This window comes from Variovorax sp. 01T439_2 (assembly GCF_056398445.1).
In genome coordinates this window covers 1-4,086 of the sequence record NZ_JBFTPJ010000538.1, presented here as the reverse complement: position 1 = coordinate 4,086, position 4,086 = coordinate 1, and the positions used below count along the sequence as shown (strand labels likewise).

Sequence of the window (4,086 nt, the reverse complement as noted above, 5' to 3'; positions counted from 1 at the left end):
GCCTCACGGTGCGCGTGTGCGACGGCCTGGCCTGCGAACTGGCCGGTGCCAGGGATCTGCTGGCGCGGCTGCCCGAACTGCTCGGCGTCGAGGGCGGCGACGTGCGCGTGATTGCGGCGCCCTGCATCGGCCGCTGCGAGCAGGCGCCCGCGGTGGCCGTCGACCGGCAGGCCGTGCCGCTCGCGACCACGGCGAAGGTGCTGCAGGCCCTGAAGTCCGATCCTGAGGAAGCCACGGTCGCGTACTTCGACGCGGCCGCGTTCGCCGAAAAAAGCATCTCGCCGCTGCCCGGCGCCATCGAGCGCATGCCGGCCTTCACCGACTACGCCACCTACCGCGCGCACGGCGGCTACGCGCTCGCGTCCGCGCTCGTCAACGGCGAGGAAGACGCCGAAGCCATCATCAAGACCATGGAAGACTCGGGCCTGCGCGGCCTGGGCGGTGCGGGCTTTCCGGCCGGGCGCAAGTGGCGCATCGTGCGCGACCAGCCGGCGCCCCGGCTCATGGCGGTCAACATCGACGAAGGCGAGCCCGGCACCTTCAAGGACCGCACCTACCTCGAACGCGATCCGCACCGCTTCCTCGAAGGCCTGGTGGTGGCCGCGCAGATCGTCGGCATCGAGCAGTGCTACATCTACCTGCGCGACGAATACCACGATTGCCGCGCGCTGCTCGAAACCGAGCTGGCGCGGCTGCAGGCCGATCCGCCCTGCGCGCTGCCGCGCATCGAGCTGCGGCGCGGCGCGGGCGCCTACATCTGCGGCGAAGAGTCGGCCATGATCGAAAGCATCGAGGGCAAGCGCGGCGAACCGCGCATGCGCCCGCCCTACATCGCGCAGGTGGGCCTGTTCGGCCGCCCGACGCTGGAGCACAACTTCGAAACCCTCTACTGGGTGCGCGACATCGTCGAGAAAGGCGCGGCCTGGTTCAGCGGCTTCGGCCGCCACGGCCGCAAGGGCCTGCGCAGCTTCAGCGTGAGTGGCCGCGTGAAGCACCCGGGCGTCAAGCTCGCGCCCGCGGGCATCACGGTGCAGGAGCTCATCGACGAATACTGCGGCGGCATGCTCGACGGCCACTCGCTCTACGCCTACCTGCCGGGCGGCGCATCGGGCGGCATTTTGCCGGCGCGCATGAACGACATTCCGCTCGACTTCGACACGCTGCAACCCTACGGCTGCTTCATCGGCTCGGCCGCGGTAATGGTGCTGAGCCAGCACGACCGCGCCCGCGACGCCGCGCTCAACGTGATGCGCTTCTTCGAGCACGAGAGCTGCGGCCAGTGCACGCCCTGCCGCGTCGGCACCGCCAAGGCCGCGGCGCTGATGCATGCGCCGGTGTGGGACAACGCCACGCTCGAAGACCTCGCGCAGGTCATGGGCGACGCCTCCATCTGCGGACTCGGACAGGCGGCCCCCAACCCGATCCGCTGCATCCAGCAATACTTCCCGGAGGAGGTGGCATGAACGCCCCGTCGAAACTTGCGGAACTGATGCCGCAAACCATCGAATTCACCCTCGACGGCCAAGCCATCCAGGCCTTCGATGGCGAGACCATCTACAAGGCGGCCGAGCGCCACGGCGTCGAGATTCCCCACCTGTGCTTCAAGGACGGCTACCGCGCCGACGGCAACTGCCGTGCCTGCGTGGTCGAGGTCAAGGGCGAGCGCACGCTCGCGCCCAGCTGCTGCCGCAACGTGACGGCCGGCATGGAAGTGAAGGCCACCAGCGAGCGCGCGCTCAAGAGCCAGAAGATGGTGGTCGAGATGCTGCTGTCCGACATGCCCGACCAGGGCTACAAGTGGATCGGCGACGACGCCACCCAGCAGCACGGCGAGCTCAGCGCCTGGGCGAAGAAGCTCGACATCGCGGTGCGGCCCGAACTCAAGGCGCTGCGCCGCGAGCAGCCCAAGGCCGACATCTCGCACCCCGCGATGGCCGTCAACCTCGATGCCTGCATCCAGTGCAACCGCTGCGTGCGCGCCTGCCGCGAGGAGCAGGTCAACGACGTCATCGGCTATGCGCTGCGCGGCGGCGACAGCAAGATCGTGTTCGACCTGGACGACCCGATGGGCGACAGCACCTGCGTGGCCTGCGGCGAATGCGTGCAGGCCTGCCCGACCGGCGCGCTCATGCCCAAGAGCCACATCGGCTCGCAAGCGGTCGACCGCAAGGTCGATTCGGTGTGCCCGTTCTGCGGCGTGGGCTGCCTCGTGACCTACAACGTGAAAGACGAGAAGATCGTCAGCGTCGACGGCCGCGACGGCCCGGCCAACCACAACCGCCTGTGCGTGAAGGGCCGCTTCGGCTTCGACTACGCGCACCATCCGCAGCGCCTGACCAAGCCGCTGATCCGCAAGGCCGGCATGCCCAAGGATTTTGGCGATGCACCGCGGCCGGACGACTGGAGCGAGTATTTCCGCGAAGCCACCTGGGAAGAGGCGCTCGCGCTCACCACCGGCAAGCTCTCGGGCCTGCGCGACAGCCACGGGCCCAAGTCGCTCGCGGGCTTCGGCTCGGCCAAGGGCAGCAACGAAGAGGCCTACCTGTTCCAGAAGCTCGTGCGCACGGGTTTCGGCAGCAACAACATCGACCACTGCACGCGGCTGTGCCACGCCTCCAGCGTGGCCGCGCTGCTCGAAGGCGTGGGCTCGGGCGCGGTGAGCAACCAGGTCAACGACGTGGAGCATGCAGGGCTGATCTTCGTCATCGGCTCCAACCCCACGGCCAACCACCCCGTGGCCGCCACCTGGATGAAGAACGCCGCCCAGCGCGGCGCCAAGATCGTCTTGGCCGACCCGCGCCGCACCGACATCAGCCGCCATGCCTGGCGCACGCTGCAGTTCAAGGCCGACACCGACGTGGCCATGCTCAACGCGCTGATCCACGCCGTGATCGACGAAGGCCTGGTCGACCAGGAGTTCGTGCGCACGCGCGCCAGCAACTACGAAGCGCTGCGCGAGAACGTCAAGGGCTACAGCCCCGAGGCGATGGCGCCGATCTGCGGCGTGCCGGCCGAAACGCTGCGCGAGGTGGCGCGCGCCTTTGCCACGGCCAAGGGCGCGATGATCCTCTGGGGCATGGGCGTGAGCCAGCACGTGCACGGCACCGACAACGCGCGCTGCCTCATTGCGCTGGCCACCGTCACCGGCCAGATCGGCAAGCCGGGCTCGGGCCTGCATCCGCTGCGCGGCCAGAACAACGTGCAGGGCGCGAGCGACGCGGGCCTGATCCCGATGATGTTCCCCAACTACCAGCGCGTCGACAACCCGGCGGTGCATGCGTGGTTCGAGGACTTCTGGGGCACGCCGCTCGATGCGACGCCGGGCTACACCGTGGTCGAGATCATGCACAAGGCGCTCGCGCCCGACACCGATCCGCACAAGGTGCGCGGCATGTACATCATGGGCGAGAACCCGGCCATGAGCGACCCCGACCTGAACCATGCACGCCATGCGCTCGCGAGCCTGGAGCACCTGGTGGTGCAGGACATCTTCATGACCGAGACCGCGTGGCTCGCCGACGTGGTGCTGCCCGCGAGCGCCTGGCCCGAGAAGACCGGCACGGTGAGCAACACCGACCGCATGGTGCAGCTGGGCAAGCGCGCGCTCAACCCGCCGGGCGACGCGCGGCCCGATCTCTGGATCATCCAGCAGATCGCCAGCGGCATGGGCCTCGCGTGGAACTACGAGGGCGAGGAATCCGGCGTGGCCGCGGTCTACGAGGAAATGCGCCAGGCCATGCATGCGGTGATCAGCGGCATCAGCTGGGAGCGGCTGCAGCGCGATTCGAGCGTGACCTACCCTTGCCTGAGCGAGGAAGACCCGGGCCAGCCCACGGTGTTCATCGACGACTTTCCCACGGCCGACGGCCGCGTGAAGCTGGTGCCGGCCGACATCATTCCGGCCGACGAGCGGCCCGATGCCGAGTACCCCTTCGTGCTCATCACCGGCCGCCAGCTCGAGCACTGGCACACCGGCAGCATGACGCGCCGCGCCACGGTGCTCGATGCGCTCGAGCCCATGGCCACGGCCTCGATGAACCAGGCCGACCTGCTGAAGCTGGGCCTGGAGGCCGGCGACGTGATCAC

2 protein-coding genes are annotated in these 4,086 nt (G+C 69.0%); both read left to right on the top strand.

Features of this window, described 5'->3' with window-relative positions:
• Positions 1–1,463 (top strand): NADH-ubiquinone oxidoreductase-F iron-sulfur binding region domain-containing protein (locus AC1DOC_RS22635; RefSeq protein WP_478130523.1); only part of this gene is annotated, 1,463 nt, incomplete at its 5' end.
• The coding region (locus AC1DOC_RS22630; RefSeq protein WP_478130522.1) for a molybdopterin-dependent oxidoreductase at positions 1,460–4,086 on the top strand (2,627 nt) is incomplete at its 3' end. The genes AC1DOC_RS22635 and AC1DOC_RS22630, both read left to right, overlap by 4 nt.